Genomic DNA, 16,766 nt, shown 5'->3' with positions numbered 1-16,766 from the left:
AAAGAAACAATTACTCAACATAACCATGGAAAATTTAAACATTAGAGAATCTATTTATGATGACATTCCATTACTTTTAGAATTACTATACGAACTTGGAAGACCAAAACCACAAAACGAAAATGAAATTGAATCTTTTACTAAACTGTTAAAAAATTACATCGATGATAATGATAAAAAAATTCTAGTTGCTGAAATTAATGATTCCGAAATTATTGGCTTGATAAGTTTGGTATTTTTATCACGGTTAAACCAAAAAACATTAGAATTGTATGTGCCTGAATTGATTATTTCACAACAGTATCACAATCAAGGAATTGGGAAAAAATTGTTAAATTCATCAATTGAACTTGGAAAAGAAAAAAAATGTCATAGAATAAGACTGGAATCTGGTAATCAACGTGTTGAGTCTCACAAATTTTACGAGCATTTGGGGTTTGAAAATTCTAGTATGTTTTTTACAAAAAATCTTTAAGATTATGCTTTAGCAACTTTTAGTAAATCTGCAATTCTAATATCCATCCCAAATCTATCTTCGTTCTTTTTCATGTATCTGAAAATTGCCAAAAAGTCAGGCAATGCTTTCAAAAAGTTGAAATCTTTGTGAATCTTTGCTCTGACAAAATTGAAAACTTTGGCATAAACTTTGTAGTGTTTTTCTACAGCTTTTTCATATGCTGCAAAGTCATGCATATTTTCAACAAAGATATCTACACATTGCATTGATGGAATAATTCCTTCACCAAGTAGAGCATAAACTGTTCCAATTGATTCACCAACACCTACAACTTTACCTGAGTAGTATGGTTTGCATCTATCTGGTGTTGCAAGTCTGATTGGACGTCCTTTAGTTTTTAGAACTTTACCGCCGTGTTTTTTAAGAAATGCATCTGTTGCTTTAATGTGGTTTTTATTATAATCTCCTGCTCCAATGTGTGCCCATTTCTCACCTAGTGGGAAATACCAAAAGTATCCAGACATTCCTGGGAAAGGTTCAATGTAAAAGTCATCATATGGAACTCCGTTTTCATATTCTACTTTGTATTCATAAGTTGGTAAAAAGAAATCTTCTTTCATTTTTGGCAAATATACTCTATGGAATCCAGTACAATCAACTATCATGTCGTATTCTTTTTCAAGTTCTTCTTTTTTTGGTGGGTTACCGTAAATTATTTTTGAATCTTTGATGAAATCTTTGATTAAAGCTAATTTGTCATATGTACACATTCCATGTAATCCTATATCGAATTTTACATCGTCATTCATTTTGACATGCATATTTTTTCCTTCATGAATCAAAAAGTCATCAAAATTTCTTCCAGTCTTTTTACAAAATTCACGTAAAACTGGTTTGATTGTCCCCCATGCACAAATTGAGTCATGTGCTTCTTCAGATTTTAATTCATATCCTGTAACATCATGTTCAGAGTCCTTTAGTCTGGCCATTAGATAACTTCCAGCTACACCCATTCCCATTACTGCTATTTTCAAGATACTTTGCAACTTTCTATCTCTAATAAATAGACTATCTGAAATCCAATTCTGTGACACTAGTTTGATCGATTTTTGGCACTAGTAGGATTGTGTAGTCTTGGTTATATACCAAAATCAGCTTAGGATAGTTACAAGAACAAGTCTGTCATCTACAAACAATCGTTTGGGATCTTAAGACGAACACTGTCACCAGAAAAGGAACACTTGCTGGTCTTAAGTGGCATGGGCTCTCATCGTATACCTAGCGGTAATGATCTTAAGTCCAAAAACTTCTTTTTTTTACTTTATTTTTGAAAAGGGATAATGTCTATGGAAATTATCTCAAAATAATGTGAACAATTGGTATAATTGCAATTGTAGTTGTTGTAGGGATTTTCATTGGAATAATTGCAACTGCTGATTATGGTGATTTTGTTAAAGAAAGGGAGTTAAGAAATCTGGAACTATCATACTATGAATTACAACAAAAAATTAAACAATGTGAGGAACTATCTGGTTATTCCCAAGATACATGTAAAGAAGAATTAAAAAGATTTGAAGCATCTCATGAAAAAATGATTCAAAGATATGAGGGCTTTACAGGTCTTGAAGTTTATCAAATGGCAAAGGATGGAAAAAATTCTCTACTTCAAAGCGATGAGTTTTGGAATACATATGAAGAACAAATTCAAAATTGTCGTGAAACCTGGTTAGGTGATGAGGAACAACTCAATTCATGTATACAACAGGTTCATGTTGATTTAGATGTTGATAATTAATTTTTTTAAATTTTCTTTTATTGTCCTGAAATTAAATCCCATACAAATCCAATTATTTCTTTAATCATATGGTACATTTACCAAAAAGTAGTTAATTTCGTGGGTAAATTACGCATGACCTTGATCGAACCTGATTTTGACACATCTGATTAACTCTAAATTTTACAATCAGTACTGTTGCGAGGGATTTGTAAGATTTGCAGAGGATTCACCATACTACAACTAACTAAAGTAAGCATTCCTTATGATTTAGAAATTAAGTATGCTTATGTTTGCTCTACTTGTAAAAATCGCTATTAATTATTCAATTAAGATTGCTGGTTTGAATGGTCTTGCGTGTCTAGCTTTGCCTTTTGGATCATAGATGTTCTCATCAGTTGCTCCAAACACTTCAATATCTACTCCAAATTCTTTTTTACCAATACTTGATAGTTCTGCAGATAAGAATTGTTTTTCATCAAATTCTTCAGATTCTAATTTTGTTGATTTAATTTCTTCAGATTCTGAATGTAAATCTTTGATTACTTTTTGGATAAAGTCTGGCATCTTTTTAGCATCTGTAGTTTGAGGATCAGCAATCAATTCTTTCATTACTACTCCCATATTGTTTTGACCTCCTACCATAATTCCTAGAATTTTTCTATAAACTTTAGATTTGAATTCATCAGAGTTTACATAAATTACAATTTTTTGTGGAGTAATTTTTGTAACTTTTAAAATATTTGCAATATCATCAACTGTTGATTTTAGTAATTCTTCAGATTGAATTGATGTTGCATCAACACTTTCTTTTGAAAATTCTGGCCATTTTGATTTTGATACAAGTTCGGTATATCCTAGTTTTTCCCACATCTCTTCAGCTACATGTGGTGCAAATGGAGACAACATTGCAACTCTTGATGAATAAATTTTATGTAATATTCCTGAAACATTGTCTCTTCCTTTAGCCTCTACTCTCTTTGCATACCAGCCTAAATCCGATTCAAATGAAAATAAAATATCGTGCAATCCCTCTCTTAGCCTCATTTTCTCTACAGCTTCTGTAACTTGGGCAATCATGCCTTGAGTTTTTGATAAAATCCACTTATCTTCAGCCTCCAAATCGCCTACATCTGATGCTTTGAGGCTGCTGCACTCCTCTAGCAGTGACTCTAGCTTGCTTTGAATGCCTGTAACACTATCCATATTGAAATCTGCATCTTGAAGTAGTTCTGCTGATGAGATAATTGCTAATCTAATTGGATCTGCACCATGATCTTTGATTGCAGTTCGAAGTGGAATGATATTTCCCATACTCTTACTCATTTTTGCACCATCCATCATCACTGAACCGTTTACAACAATTTCTTGTGGCCATAATTTTTTCTCAAATATTGCAACATGGTTTAAGACAAAAAATGACAAGTGGTTTTGAACTAGGTCTCGTCCTGAATGTCTAGAGTCAACTGGATAAAAGTATTGGAATTCTTTTTTGACCATACTAATTACATCTTCAGATAATTTTGATGTACTAACAGCTAGCGACATGTCTCCTTTATCTAGTAAAATATAATCAAAGAATTCTTTTGTAAGATTTTTAGGTTTTAGTGTTCCATCATTTACAAATCTTGACATGGTATAGTATGCCATGTAAATTACACTATCAGATAAACTCTCAACAATCCAATCATTATCCCAAGGTAGATTTGTTCCCAATCCTTGTTGTCTTGCACATGCTCTTTCGTGTAACCAATCAATTACTTCTTTGAATTCTGTTGTAATCTTATTTGGTAAAATATTCATTTCATCAAAACAATTTCTAGCAGTTTCTTTCCATTCTTCATCTCCATAATTCAAAAACCATTGATTGTTCAAAACTTTAACAACACATTCAGTTCCACAACGACATTTGACTGGAGCATTTTCAAGTACTGGGAATTTTTCTAGATGTTTATTTTCCATTAGCCAGTCTCTGACTTTGTTTCGTCCAAACTGAACCTTCTCATTTTGGAAATCTCCACATTTGTCATTTAATTTTCCATCTGTGAATTCTTTGAGATACAATTCGTTTGTTGCTTCCTCTAATTTTTGGTCTGATTGGTCTGATACTCCCATTTTCTCACAAATCTCTTTTGCTGGAATTTCTCCATACCCTTCTGTAGAAATGATTGGAATAGGCTCAATTTTTGAGGCTAATTCGTGATTTTTAGCCTTGAGGTCCATTAATGCCTGGTAATCCTTTGGTGCGTGGGCTGGAACTGACATGACTAGACCTGTTCCAATTGCAGGCTCTACAAATTCTGCTTCTAAAATTGGAATCTCTTGATTGTTGTGTAATGCTGTAGCATATTTTCCAATTATTTCACTTCCTGCAATGTCTCCTTCAATTGTAATTTCTTTTCCAAAGAATTCAATTTTCTTTGCACATTCTTCTGAAACAATCCATTTTTCATCATCAGCTTTAATTTTTTTATAAATGGTATTTGGATTAACCCAAAGATTAGTAATTCCAAAAATTGTTTCAGGGCGAAGTGTTGTTACTGGAAAAATATATTCTTCAAACTTGAATTTTACAAGATGATTTTTATCATCAATTTTTGGTTCAACATCCCCCATTGTATCGTGTTGTGATACTGGGTTTTGATCACGTGGACACCATCCAACTGGATGTGATCCTTGAATTATTTTTCCATTTTCTTTTAGTGTTGTAATTTGCCATTCAATAAATTTTTGATATCCTGGAACAATTGTAGTAAATTCTCTTCTCCAATCAATAGAGTAACCCATCTCAATCATTCCAGCTTTAATTTCTTCATGGAAATAATCTGCAATCTTTATTGGTTCAACAAATGTTTTGATGTCTTCTTCTGGAACATGATAGATGTTTCGTAATCCATCAAGAATTTCTTTTTCTTGTGATTGGATTCTTTTTGCCATTCCTAAAACTGGAGTACCTGTATAATGGAATCCCATTGGGAATAATACGTTGAATCCTCTCATTCGGTAAAATCTTGAATGTACATCAGCTAGTGTGTATGTTCTTCCATGTCCAATATGCTGTGGTGAATTTGGATATGGATATGCAACTGTAATGAATTTTTTTGGTTTGTCATTTGGATTTGTTTCAAAGTCTTTTGACTCATCCCATTTGGCTCGCCATTTAGTTTCAATTTGGTTCCAGTTAATTTCCATTTTTCATTTATCCTAAAATCATTGATTTTGCTTTTTGTATTGCTTCGTCTTTTTTAGATGTGTCTTTACCTCCGCCTTGAGCAAATTTAGCATCACCGCCACCAGAACCCCCTAAAATTGAGGCTATTTCTTTGGCAATTTCACCTGCGTTTACGCCTGATTTCTTGCCTGCAAATATCATTACTCGTATAGTTGGACCGGCCTCAAAAATTCCACAAAATGCTGCAGTATCATCTTTAGCAACTAGTTTCTTGCCAAAGTTTTGATTGAAATAATCATCATAATTATTACTAGCTGTAAAGCAAAGTTTTCCTTTACTGTTGATTTCTTCAGAGTCTAATGATTCTCCTGCTAAAATTTTCTCTATGAATACTGGGATTTTCTCTCTTGCTTTGTCTTTGTTTTCTTCTCTTTGTTTTTCTAATTGTTGTTTTTCAATTGCTTGTTGTTCTTTTCTCTTTGATTCTTCTTCTTGTTCTTTGACATATTCAAATGCATTTGGTCCTGATACAAACTCTAAACGAACAACTCCATCTTGAATTCTCTTTGTTTTTGTAATTTTGATTAATTCTATATCTCCTGTATTTTTTACATGAGTTCCTCCACAAGCTTCAATGTCTTTATCTTCAATTGACACAATTCTTACAGATTTTACTGGAACAACTCCCCCTTGATAAATTCTAAATCCGTACTGTTGTTCTGCAGTTCCTCTATCAAAGTATTCAATTTTGACAGGATAGTTGTCTTTAATCATTTTATTTGCTGCATCTTCGATTTGTTTTACTTGTTGATCATTAAGTGAAGAGTGATGTGTAATGTCTAATCTTGCGTGATCATCATCTTTGAATGCAGAGTGTTGCCAAACCCAGGATCCTAAAACACTTCTAGCTGATGTATTGATGATGTGAGTACTTGTGTGGTTCTTTGTAATGTTAGAACGTCTTGTTGCATCTACTTTACACTGTACAGTATCTCCTTCGTTTGGAATTCCACCTTTTAATTTATGAACAATAATGTCTGCATGTTTATCTACATCAACTACTTCAAACTCTGCGATACTTCCATGGTCTGGTTCTTGACCTCCTCCTCTGGCATAAAATGATGTTTTGTCTAATACCACTTGGTCGTCAAATACTTTGATTACTTTAGCCTCAAATTCCATTGGGTCATCTTTGTAAAATAGGGTTTCAGTCTCTGGAAGTTTTTCTAATGGTAATTCTGTAATTGCTTTTTTCTTTTCTGATTGGTGTAAATCTGATAATTTTGAGTAAAATGATGATGGAACTTCAGCAATTGCATCAACTTCTTTTAGATATTCTGGAGTAATTCCATCTGATTCGTAAAACGTAATGAGTTCCTCCACTGTTGGAGTGCCTTTTTCACGAATTTTCTCTGCTTTTTTCTTCATGTGTACCTTTGATTCTTCATATCTGGCAGATTCTATTTTGAGAATTTGTTTGACATCTTCTCTTTTCTCGTTGAGTTCTGGATAGGTGTCTTTTAGATAATCAATATGTGTATCAATCAAGTCATCAATGTCTAGTTTGAGATTTAATTTACCCACTGTTGCATTTATTCTTCGTAACATCATTCTAAGATTATATCCGCCACCAACATTACTTGGTAGTGCCCCATCTGTAATTGCAAAAATCAATGTTCGTAGATGATCTGCAATTAGATACATTCCTTCCATTGGTGTAATCATTTTTGTTAATTGTGAATCTGTAATTCCTGCATTCTTTATTGCAAGACGTCTTACTTCGTTAAGATCATCGTAGTGATCAATTTCTTTTGCAATTTCTGTAAAGTACTTTCGTAAAATTTCTGAGTCTGAATCTATTCCAATTTTGTTAAACAATTTTTCATTAATTGGTCCAAAACAACAATCATAGGCTGTAGGTGTGCCCATTGTAATCCATGCAAATCTTTCTAGTCCTGCTCCCATGTCAATTACTCTTTGATCTAGTGTTGTATGTTGTCCTAGTTCGCCTTGGAATTCCGTAAATACTGCATTTCCTAATTCTAATCCTCTTACAAAATATTCAAGTGATGGACCAAAAGAACCCCCACCGGCCCATACATCTTCTACAAAAACCACTTCTTCTTTCTTAATTCCAAATTGATCAGTTAGTAATCTATAATCCAAATCAACACATTCATCTTTCCAATATCCTTGATTGTTTGGAACACTGTGTTGTCCAATCATACAAAAACTTGAAAAATGTCTTCCAGTAACTCCTACATTCTCCAAGTCTTTGAATCTCAAACATGTTTGTGGAACTACTAATGGGTTTGCAGGAAATTCAAAAACAACTTTTGAACCCATAATTCTCTGAAAATCCACAATCGATGCAATTGTAAAATACAAATCATCACGCCATCTACATACTACAGGATATCTGCTAACTGATGTATGATTATTTTTTACAAAAAATTCTTCAACTTGTTTCCAAGATTGTGTATAATCAAATCTCTTAGATGTTGGTGGTTCTCCAATGAATGAATATGTGTCAGTACCATCATCTGGACAAAGTGTTCTATCTGCATCTAAAGTCCAAAAAAATCTCCCACATTTGGAACATGATTTTCTGATAAATCCTTGTTCTTGAAATAATTTGACATTATAGTACTTGTCTGGATCTGAGGAGAATTCTTTTAAAATCTGATTTTTATCCAACGATGTGCATGCCTCTTTCCGATATTAAGTATTGTCGATTAATGATTACATTAAATACAATCAATCTTTTATCTTAATCATGTTTGGAAGCAAACCTAAACTCAAAGAGGGCACTCATATTTTCTCAGTTAAAAAAAATGGTGATTATAATGACTTTATTTTTGCTGTAGTTAGCGGGGTAGATGGCCGAAAAGTGGGAGTTAATGGTGTAATTGTAAATCCAATTGGTCTCAAAAATAAGATTGAACAAGGTAAAACTGGTGAAAGATCTCAAGAAATCCTCAATCATCCAACTCCTGATAATGTTGTTTTGGCATTGGTCTATAGAGTAGAGTCTGAAAATTTTGCAGATGTTTTAGATCTTGATGTTGATAAATGTGATATTCTTCCTCCAAAAATTTATGCAGTCTTGGATGGTTGGATTCGTGAATCAATTCCAGAATTCATCAATACTGTTTTGTCTTTACCTCCAGGTAGTGAAAGAGATGAAGCAAAAAGAGTTTTGAGAAATAGGAAGGATACTTTAACTGATCCAAACTTGAAGAGAACTTTATACGCTGTTTGTAGAAGTTTGAAAATTTTAAATTAGATTTTTTCAGGCGTCACTTCGCCATAGTTTTATATTATGCCCTAAGAGATTCATGTTACAATGGAATATGTTTACGCTGCTTTACTTCTTCATAAACTAGATAAAGAAGTTAACGAGGCAAACCTCAGTTCAGTTGTTAAAGCATCTGGCGCTGAAGTTAATGAAGCCCAAGTTAAATCACTAGTTGCAGCCTTAGCTGATGTTGACATCAATGAGGCAGTTAAAGCCGCACCTGTAGCAGTTGCAGCAGCCGCACCGGCAGCAGACGCAGCAGCAGCAGATGCACCAGCAAAAGAAGAAAAGAAAGAAGAACCTAAAAACGAAGAAGCAGCCATGGAAGGACTCTCATCCTTATTCGGCTAAGCAACTTTATTCTTTCACCTTAATTTTATACTTATTTTTAATTAATCTTAATTACTCTGTTTACCATTTTTCTATTCGTTGACAGAATTCTCTTTTAGTACTGAATTTTTTATCTATGTTTTAGATCTATTTGGTACTGTATCTTTTGCTATTACTGGAGCCTTTAAGGCAATTGAGAAAAAATTTGATGTTGTAGGAATTTTGTTACTTGCAACTATTACTGGAGTAGCAGGTGGTACAATAAGGGATGTTGTGTTGGGCAGGGTTCCAAATTCTATTGTTGATCCTGCATATGTGATAGCTACTATTGCTTCAGGAATTGTAATTTTCTTTTTGTACTCTAAATTAAAAAAACATTGGAATCTATTTTTGAAATTTGATGCAATCGGTCTTGGTGTTTTTACAATAATTGGAGCAACTTTTGCATACAATATTTTTGGATTGAATTTTTTGGCCATTTTACTAGCAGGTATTTTGACTGCTGTTGGTGGTGGTATATTGCGAGATGTATTTGTCAATCAATTCCCTATAGTATTTGTAAAAGAATTCTATCTATCTGCTAGTTTCATTGGGATTGTAATTTTTTCAGTACTTTTGTATTTTACAGAAGAAATCTATGTTGCAACAATTCTTGGAATTGTTCTAACTACTGCATTGAGACTAATTGCAATAAAGTATAATTGGAATTTACCTAAAGTAAAAAATACTGATTCTTAGGCTGGTGTGTAGTCTTTTGCTTGACCTGCTAAGCCTTTAGCTTGTGCATCTGCTTTTTGTAAGATTTGTTCTTTTGTTTCATCTGTCATGAAACCAGATTCAATAGATACTGAGCGTGCAGATTGTGCTGCTTTTGTAAGAATTTGTGTTACATTATCTGCAGTAATATAGCCTGCTTCAATTGATAGTGAAACTGCTTCTTGATGGAATTGTGCAAACAAGTCTCTAGTTTTCTCAACATCAACTATCATTTCTTCTTCAGTGTATTTTAGACCCCCTTCAACTGCTGAATAGAGTGAAATTCCTGCTTCTACTGGTTTGATATCTAATTTACCTAAAATTGCTGCTAATTTTTCATTAATTGCATCGCCTTTCTTTGCTGGTGTTGTTTCTTTTGCAATCCAAATTGTTCCTTGATCAATCTTTGTTGGAATTCCTGCCTCTTTGAATTCTGTGAGCATTGGTCCTGGTGCAATTCCTGTATTCTTCTCTGGAACAACAATATCGATACTTGCAATATCTCCACTACGTGCACCCATCATGACTTTGTTTTTACCTAGTAACACATTGAGTTTGAATGGTGACATGTTTGTAAATATGAACATAATCTGACCTTTTAGTTCTGTAGAAATTTCTTTCATTCCTGGAATGTCTGATGATTCAAGTGCTTTTCGTGCAACTTTATCTTTTACACAAACAAATTCTACTTCACCTTTCAAAGTTTTTCTTAATGGTAAAATTTGCGTTGAACGAACTTTGTTCATTTGAATAATTGAAATGGTTTTGTATTTTTTTGGTAACTCTACTAATTGTTGATACATTTCCGTTTTTCTTTTTGGATATGTAGTTCTATTTTCATGCATACTTCTTCTTTATCTCCTGTACTTGTTTTACTGGTTTACCCATTGTAGTTTTTATCATAACTTTTTTAATATTTTTTTCACCGTTTGGTAATTTTTTCTCAATTGCATTTAGAACAGTATGTGCATTAGTTGCTAAATCTGCATCTTCCATTGACTCATCACCAATTTTACATGAGATTGATAATGATGCTCTTGTTCTAACTTTGACTGATGTTCTAAATCTTGCTAGAAATGCATCGATAGGTGCGTTAAATGGAACTGGTGTTGGCATTTTTCCTCTTGGACCTAAAAGTTGACCAAGTGCTTTACCAACTGTTGGCATAATTTTTGTATCTGCCAAAAAGAAATCATATTTGTTAATGAATTTTCTAGATTCTCTTTTGTTAGCTTCAAATTTTGCTAATTCTTCATTTCCGATTACTGAATCTGCATTTGCTGCTTTTGCTTTTTGACTCATGTCACCAGTAGCAATTACACAAACTGTAGCAGGAGAATTGGTTTTTGGAAGTTGAACTACTTCATTAATTGCAAATCCTTTCTTAACATCAATATCTTTGAAATTGATAATCAGCTCTACTGATTGCTTAAATTTCATTTTTTTAGTCTCCTCTTTTGCTTTTGTTACTACTTCTGCCAATTGTGCTTCTGTAATCATTACGAACAAATTCCAGAAAACCTACTTAAAATCGTTTAGAGATTAACCCTCCTGACTCTCATTTATTTTAAAAAATTTCCTTTTTTTACATGAAATAATTGCAATTTAAAAGCAATTTTTGACAAAAATTATAGATATATTAAATGAGAACCAATCTTTTCATCATATTGCATCGATTTGATGACCTTGACATGAAATTACTCTATGAACTAACTAAAGATGGATCTATTTCTGTTCCAATTTTATCAAAAAAACTTGGAATCAATGCATCTGTTTTGTATAGTAGGATTAAACGGTTAATGAAAAAGAAACTCATCAAAAAATTCACTGTTGATATTGATCAATCTTTGTTGGGATTTGGAGTTAAAGCTTCAGTAGGAATTAATCGTGATCCAAAATTAAAAGAAAAGATTCATGATAAATTTATGGAAATTGTTGAAATTGTTTCTATTTCTGAAGTAACAGGTAGATTTGATATAATGATTGAGATATATGCCAAAAATCTTGAAACCTTACACTCTGTAGTAATTGAAAAAATTGGAAAAATAGAAGGTGTTCAAAATACTGAAACCTTTGTAGAATTACAAAAAACCGATAAAGATCCTGTTTATCTTATTGAATAATTATTGGAATTTTTGATCCCATTTACCTTCATTGATTTCTGCAGTAATCTCTTTTGGAGTCTTTCCTTCTACTTTAACTCCTAAAGCTACACATGTACCAATGATGGTTTTTGCAACTGATTTTAACGATGATGCATAAGATTTTTCGAGTTTTGTATTTGCTACTTTGACAATTGAATCCATTGTAACATCCCCTACCCATTCTGTACCTGAAGTACCTGAGCCTTTTTGAATTCCTGCTTCTTTCATGATTAATGCAGCAGCAGAAGGAATGCCAATTTCAATTTCATATTTTTTTGTATCTGTATCTACTACAACAGTTACAGGAACTTTCATTCCCTCGAAATCTTTAGTTTTTTCATTAATTGCTGAGATAACTTCCATGATGTTAACTCCTAGAGGGCCTAATGCTGGACCTAATGGTGGACCTGCTGATGCTCCTCCTCCAGTTACAAGTGATGATACTTTTTGTTCTCCCATGTTAAATCAGCTTAATCCCGAAAATTTAATCCTTCCTAAGCTCCACTCGAGAGTTTAAGATAATTTGCATCTACAGTTACTGGTAATTGATAAGATGCATCAAGTAACACAACTGTTGCTTCTTCTTTATCTGCATCTATTCTAGTAATTGTTGCTTTCATTCCTTTGAATGGTCCGCCGGTAATTTCAATAACGTTATCTACTGCTAATGTTGAAACCGTTGATTTCTTGACAAGGTAACCTTCGATATCTTTGAATTCTAATTCTCCTCTTAATTGACCACGAATATGTCTAACTCCCTCTACTGCCATATATGCATCACTTGGATTGATTGCTTCTATTACTACATATCCTTTAAGATTGTCAACTAGTAAAACTGATTGAATGTTAATTTGATTGGCATTTGCTTTAGCTTCTAATAATCTCATTACCACTTTTTCTTGACCTCCTGTGGTTCTAATTGCAAATAAATGTGATTTAATTTCTTCAGACAATTTTATCGACCAAACGTTAGTACCGAAAACACAAATTGAATTGTAAATCCAATTGCACCTACTCCGAGAATTCCTGTTAATACTAATCTGAGATGTTGTTGATATTCGTCTTTGTCTGGCTTTTTTGCCATCTTCATAGTATTAGACATATTTTTCAAAGTCTGTTTCGGGTTCATTGGTGGAAATTAATATGGTGTACTTATAATCCTTATCTCATGGAACTACTCATTGCATATCGAGATGACCCTGCAGGTTACAATATGGCAAATTTTCTTTTAAAAAACATGACTTTGGATGGGGATGTTTTTCGAGGTGATTTTTATGATTTGATCATCATTTCTACTCCTACAATTTCTGCTGACTGGCTAGAAGAAAAATATGATTATGATGGCTTTGTATTTTTGTCAAAACATGCTGCAGAATCTGGAGTTTTGGCATTGACTTGTCATAGTACTGGAAATTTCTCTGATGCAAAATTTGGTGGGAATGACAGACAAGTTGCTATTCCTCATCCAGATCTTCAGAAACGTTATCTTCAAACATTACAAAAACACCAATCTAATTTTTCAGAGTTTCAAATTACAATTGAAGCAACTCATCATGGACCAACTGGATTAACTAAACCAACTATCTTTATTGAAATTGGTACTACCCAAAAACAATGGAATGATGTATCTTTATGTGAATCTGTTGCAAAATTGGTTCATCAAGTTTTTACTAATAAGATAACTGAAAATCCTGTAGCAATTTGTTTTGGTGGGACTCATTACTCTACAAAATTCACTCATGAATTATTAGAAGGAAAATTTGCTCTTGGAACAGTAATTCCAAAACATGCCTTAGATGAATTAGATGAAGAATTATTTTCCCATATCATATCACAAAATAAAATTGCAAAATTTGCTCTTTTAGATTGGCGTGGACTAGGAACAAACAAACAAAAAATTCTTGAACTTCTCAAATCTACTTCACTTGAGATAATAAAATTATGAATCTTGAAAAAAGAGTTTACAAAAAATTACTTGATGTTCCTAAAGGTCAAATTACTACTTATGGTGAATTAGCAAAGGCTGTTGGATTAAAAAACGGTCAAAGAGTAATTGGAAAAATTATGAATAACAATCCTTATCCAGTAATTGTTCCATGTCATCGCGTTGTAATGTCAACTGGAAAAATTGGTGGTTATGCTTATGGTGAACATATCAAAACTAAAATGCTAAGTGATGAAGGAATAGAAATCAAAAATGGCAAAATTACAAGTTTTGATAAAAAATTATTTAGATTCTAATCTTTTCTTTTGGTTTTAATTTCTTCCATCAGAGTTCTCAGGTGAGCCTTGTTTCTGACAGTATTTCCACCTACTTTTTTGTATAATGTCCAAAATTCTGGATTTGTTAAATCCTTTCTATCTTTTGCTATTTTTAATAATCTTCTAAGTGAACGAACTTTTGCAACATAAACTTCTTTTTTACCAACTCTTGCACCTTTTCTACCTTGTTTGGAACCTTGAGTTGTTCCTCTTTTGTTTCTTTGATTTAATTTGGTTTGTGCTCTACCTCTTGATGTTCCAGTAAATGGTTTGATTTGAATTGTATTTGCAGTGATTAAACTTCTAATATTTTGTCTAGTAATTGCATCAGCAATATCATCTAAGTGATCAGTATCAAATCTAATTCTGTGAATTCCTACTCCAGTAACTCTGGATGCAAGTCGTTTTTTATCTTTAAGATTTATTGGCAATTACACTCACTCTTGCATTAAATATTTTAAATTTGTTTTCTACTGCTTTAACAACAATTTCTTTTCTCTTTTTAGTACCAACACCATGTCCTAATCTAACTCCATCTTTCTTTGGGTCTAATTTTTCTAAATCTGAAATATTGTAAACTAGATTATCTGTAAATCCTGAAGGATGTAATCCTCTTGCATCTTTAGGTCCACCATATCCAACTTTAACTAAACCTGGACGTCCTCTACTTTTTTGCTTTCTTTGGTGGTGATCTATTCCTTTTGGTTTTCTCCAATTAGTTTGAAGTCTAACATATCGCCAACTTTCTGGTCTGACAAAATCAGGTTTGTTTTGTTTTACTTCCTGTCTTTTCTCGATCTTTTCTTTATTGATTGGCATGGAACTAAGTCTTGGATTTTGGAATAAATACGTTCCTCGACCTCAAAAAATACTCATGGTAAAGAGATAATAAGGAAAATCTAGGCGGATCTAAATATTATATGGCCCTCGATTATGCTCAAAAACACACAATTTGGAGATTTAACTATTGACAGAATTACTTGGAAGAAATGCAACTGAGAACTTTTTGTCACAATTGAATGATTTTGGCATAAATCCATCTAAAGTTCATAGAAATTTACCTACTGATGAAATGGTGGCAATTTCTGTAGATAGAAAAGAAGGTGTTGTTAATTCAACTGGGTCTCTATCAGTAAACACTGGAAAATATACTGGTAGATCCCCTGATGATAGATTCATTGTATATGATGATAAAACACATGATACAATCGATTGGGGAAAAATAAATCATCAATTCCCAAGTGGTAAATTTGAAAAACTTTTTGAAAAAATGAAAAAATTTGTTGATAACAAAGAACTTTTTGTATTTGATGGTTTTGTTGGTGCTGATCCTGAAACTCGTTTACCAATTAGAGTAATAAATGATCATGTTTGGCAAAATATGTTTTCTAGTAATTTGTTTATTAGACCAACAGATGAAGAACTAGAACAACATAAACCTGAATTCACAATTTTATGTATTAATGACTTTTTAGCTGATCCTGAAATTGATGGAACACGTACTGATGTTTTTATTTTAATTGACTTGACAAGAAAAATTGTTTTGATTGGTGGAACTGAATATGCAGGTGAAATGAAAAAATCCATGTTTGGTGTAATGAATTTCTTATTGCCAGACCGAAACATCTTCCCAATGCATTGTTCAGCAAATATTGGCGAAAATGGTGATACTGCATTATTCTTTGGTTTGTCTGGAACCGGAAAAACAACTCTTTCTGCTGATCCAAATCGAAAATTGATTGGTGATGATGAACATGGTTGGTCTGATAATGGAACTTTTAATTTTGAAGGAGGCTGTTATGCAAAGTGTATTAATCTTAGTCAAGAAGCAGAACCAGAAATTTGGAATGCAATTAAGCCTGGTGCACTTTTAGAAAATGTTGTTTTAAATGATAATGTACCTGATTATGATGATAACTCTTTAACTGAAAATACTCGTGTTGGTTATCCTTTAGATTTCATTCCTGGTGCAGTAATTCCTAGTGTTGGAGGAAATCCCCGTGTTATTGTATTTTTGACTGCTGATGCTTTAGGCGTTTTACCTCCTGTTTCTCGATTAACAAAAGAAGGAGCAATGTATCATTTCATGTCTGGTTACACTAGTAAATTAGCAGGCACTGAAAGAGGAATCAAAGAACCAAAATCTGTCTTTTCACAATGTTTTGGTGCTCCATTCATGCCTAGACCTGCATCCGTTTATGCAAAGCTTCTAGGTGAGAAAATTAATCAACATAATACTGTTGTTTATCTTGTTAATACTGGATGGTCTGGTGGACCATACGGTGTTGGAAAAAGAATTAAGATTAAGTATAGTCGTGCAATGGTTACTGCAGCAATTTCTGGTGCACTTGATATTGTAAAATATCGTCATGATGATTTACTTAATCTTGATATTCCAACAGAAGTTGAAGGTGTTCCATCTGAAATATTGGATCCAAAACATACTTGGGTTGACAAAGATTCCTATGATCTTTCAGCAAAAAAATTGGCTCAAATGTTTGTTGAAAACTTTAAGAAATTTGAAAACGTTTCAGATGATATTATTGCAGCTGGACCAAAATATACTGCATAAG

Annotated in this window: 19 protein-coding genes; 9 read left to right on the top strand and 10 right to left on the bottom strand. The window is 32.9% G+C overall.

Annotated elements, in window-relative coordinates:
• Positions 1-25 precede the first annotated feature (25 nt).
• Entirely contained in the window at positions 26-475 is a 450-nt protein-coding gene (locus tag AW732_RS05125) for a GNAT family N-acetyltransferase (protein WP_067959486.1), read from the top strand.
• A 2-nt stretch (positions 476-477) separates the two neighbouring features.
• On the opposite strand, the gene AW732_RS05120 is transcribed toward AW732_RS05125, so the two are convergent.
• Positions 478-1,491: an NAD(P)/FAD-dependent oxidoreductase gene (locus AW732_RS05120; protein WP_067959483.1), complete on the bottom strand. Its 1,014-nt coding sequence runs from the start codon at positions 1,489-1,491 to the stop codon at positions 478-480.
• Positions 1,492-2,048: 557 nt separating this feature from the next.
• Between AW732_RS05120 and AW732_RS05115 the strand changes: the two genes are divergently transcribed.
• Positions 2,049-2,252: a hypothetical protein gene (locus tag AW732_RS05115; RefSeq protein ID WP_067959481.1), complete on the top strand. Its 204-nt coding sequence runs from the start codon at positions 2,049-2,051 to the stop codon at positions 2,250-2,252.
• A gap of 300 nt (positions 2,253-2,552) precedes the next feature.
• Here AW732_RS05115 and leuS read toward each other — a convergent pair whose 3' ends face one another.
• Together leuS and alaS are read right to left on the bottom strand one after the other, a co-directional pair.
• On the bottom strand, positions 2,553-5,423 hold the full coding sequence (leuS, locus tag AW732_RS05110; RefSeq protein WP_067959477.1) for a leucine--tRNA ligase: 2,871 nt from the start codon (positions 5,421-5,423) through the stop codon (positions 2,553-2,555).
• 7 nt (positions 5,424-5,430) lie between these two features.
• Positions 5,431-8,100 carry an alanine--tRNA ligase gene (gene alaS, locus AW732_RS05105; RefSeq protein ID WP_067959473.1) on the bottom strand — a complete coding sequence of 890 codons (2,670 nt, stop codon included), beginning with the start codon at positions 8,098-8,100 and terminating at the stop codon, positions 5,431-5,433.
• 79 nt (positions 8,101-8,179) lie between these two features.
• On the opposite strand from alaS, the gene AW732_RS05100 reads away from it, so the two are divergent.
• The 3 genes from AW732_RS05100 to AW732_RS05090 all read left to right on the top strand — a co-directional run bounded on the left by AW732_RS05100 (position 8,180) and on the right by AW732_RS05090 (position 9,769).
• Positions 8,180-8,689 (top strand): hypothetical protein, encoded by a 510-nt coding sequence (locus AW732_RS05100; protein WP_067959470.1) that lies wholly within the window; start codon positions 8,180-8,182, stop codon positions 8,687-8,689.
• Positions 8,690-8,749: 60 nt separating this feature from the next.
• The gene (gene rpl12p / locus AW732_RS05095) at positions 8,750-9,052 is read left to right on the top strand and encodes a 50S ribosomal protein P1 (RefSeq protein WP_067959468.1); all 303 of its coding nucleotides are present in this window, start codon (positions 8,750-8,752) and stop codon (positions 9,050-9,052) included.
• Between the two features lie 78 nt (positions 9,053-9,130).
• Complete coding sequence (locus tag AW732_RS05090) at positions 9,131-9,769, top strand: trimeric intracellular cation channel family protein (protein ID WP_067959465.1); 639 nt, start codon at positions 9,131-9,133, stop codon at positions 9,767-9,769.
• On the opposite strand, the gene AW732_RS05085 is transcribed toward AW732_RS05090, so the two are convergent.
• A complete protein-coding gene (locus AW732_RS05085) occupies positions 9,766-10,632 on the bottom strand; it encodes a 50S ribosomal protein L10 (protein WP_067959462.1) in 867 nt (288 codons plus the stop codon). The two genes, AW732_RS05090 and AW732_RS05085, sit on opposite strands and share 4 nt — an antisense overlap.
• Positions 10,625-11,287 carry a 50S ribosomal protein L1 gene (locus AW732_RS05080; protein ID WP_067959460.1) on the bottom strand — a complete coding sequence of 221 codons (663 nt, stop codon included), beginning with the start codon at positions 11,285-11,287 and terminating at the stop codon, positions 10,625-10,627. The genes AW732_RS05085 and AW732_RS05080 overlap by 8 nt, the downstream gene beginning before the upstream one ends.
• A gap of 191 nt (positions 11,288-11,478) precedes the next feature.
• Here AW732_RS05080 and AW732_RS05075 point away from each other — a divergent pair, with 191 nt between their 5' ends.
• A complete protein-coding gene (locus AW732_RS05075) occupies positions 11,479-11,910 on the top strand; it encodes an Lrp/AsnC family transcriptional regulator (protein WP_172790401.1) in 432 nt (143 codons plus the stop codon).
• Here AW732_RS05075 and AW732_RS05070 read toward each other — a convergent pair whose 3' ends face one another.
• Genes AW732_RS05070 through AW732_RS05060 form a run of 3 tightly spaced genes read right to left on the bottom strand, consistent with a single transcriptional unit; the run spans position 11,911 to position 13,060 of the window.
• A complete protein-coding gene (locus AW732_RS05070; RefSeq protein WP_067959455.1) occupies positions 11,911-12,390 on the bottom strand; it encodes a 50S ribosomal protein L11 in 480 nt (159 codons plus the stop codon). It abuts the gene before it with no gap.
• A 35-nt stretch (positions 12,391-12,425) separates the two neighbouring features.
• Entirely contained in the window at positions 12,426-12,884 is a 459-nt protein-coding gene (locus tag AW732_RS05065) for a transcription elongation factor Spt5 (protein WP_067959452.1), read from the bottom strand.
• 2 nt (positions 12,885-12,886) lie between these two features.
• Positions 12,887-13,060, bottom strand: a complete 174-nt coding sequence (locus AW732_RS05060) for a protein translocase SEC61 complex subunit gamma (protein WP_067959449.1) — start codon at positions 13,058-13,060, stop codon at positions 12,887-12,889.
• Between the two features lie 39 nt (positions 13,061-13,099).
• Here AW732_RS05060 and AW732_RS05055 point away from each other — a divergent pair, with 39 nt between their 5' ends.
• Together AW732_RS05055 and AW732_RS05050 are read left to right on the top strand one after the other, a co-directional pair.
• Positions 13,100-13,876 (top strand): D-aminoacyl-tRNA deacylase, encoded by a 777-nt coding sequence (locus AW732_RS05055; RefSeq protein WP_067959446.1) that lies wholly within the window; start codon positions 13,100-13,102, stop codon positions 13,874-13,876.
• Complete coding sequence (locus tag AW732_RS05050; RefSeq protein WP_067959442.1) at positions 13,873-14,172, top strand: MGMT family protein; 300 nt, start codon at positions 13,873-13,875, stop codon at positions 14,170-14,172. Before AW732_RS05055 ends, AW732_RS05050 begins: the two co-directional genes overlap by 4 nt.
• Here the strand turns inward: AW732_RS05050 and AW732_RS05045 are convergent.
• Positions 14,169-14,624, bottom strand: a complete 456-nt coding sequence (locus tag AW732_RS05045) for a 50S ribosomal protein L19e (protein ID WP_067959439.1) — start codon at positions 14,622-14,624, stop codon at positions 14,169-14,171. The genes AW732_RS05050 and AW732_RS05045 overlap by 4 nt on opposite strands.
• Complete coding sequence (locus AW732_RS05040; RefSeq protein WP_067959437.1) at positions 14,608-15,012, bottom strand: 50S ribosomal protein L32e; 405 nt, start codon at positions 15,010-15,012, stop codon at positions 14,608-14,610. Before AW732_RS05040 ends, AW732_RS05045 begins: the two co-directional genes overlap by 17 nt.
• Positions 15,013-15,208: 196 nt before the next feature.
• On the opposite strand from AW732_RS05040, the gene pckA reads away from it, so the two are divergent.
• A complete protein-coding gene (gene pckA / locus AW732_RS05035) occupies positions 15,209-16,765 on the top strand; it encodes a phosphoenolpyruvate carboxykinase (ATP) (protein WP_172790404.1) in 1,557 nt (518 codons plus the stop codon).
• The last annotated feature ends 1 nt before the right edge of the window (position 16,766 follow it).

Source organism: Nitrosopumilus sp. Nsub (assembly GCF_001541925.1).
Taxonomy (GTDB): domain Archaea; phylum Thermoproteota; class Nitrososphaeria; order Nitrososphaerales; family Nitrosopumilaceae; genus Nitrosopumilus.
The sequence above is the reverse complement of the archived record's forward strand: the minus strand, read 5'-3'. Positions and strand labels throughout refer to the sequence as shown.